The following is a 239-nucleotide window of genomic DNA, read 5'->3' as shown; positions in this document are numbered from 1 at the left end:
AATTAGCAATTGCCATTTTTCTAATTTTTAAAAGATTGTACAATTCATCATAAACATTACCTCCATTATCCCATACATATGCTGTTGCACTTGCACTTCCTTGTGGTCTTGCCTCAGAATCTGACAAATATTTTAGTCCGCTTGCAAAAGCATCCTCTAAAATTTTCTTTAAGGCTTTGTCTTCATTTGTCATTTTTGGAAAATCTTGATAAGAATAGGCAACTGTCACTTTATCCCAA

Annotated in this window: 1 protein-coding gene; it reads right to left on the bottom strand. The window is 33.1% G+C overall.

The genetic code is table 11. From position 1 onward, the window contains the following. On the bottom strand, positions 1 to 239 hold a 239-nt coding region (locus ACY2RW_RS16355), incomplete at both ends, for a zinc-dependent metalloprotease (protein WP_490123790.1).

The sequence above is a fragment of the Polaribacter sp. 2305UL8-11 genome, from assembly GCF_058147165.1.
This window is presented reverse-complemented; position numbering and strand designations above follow the sequence as displayed.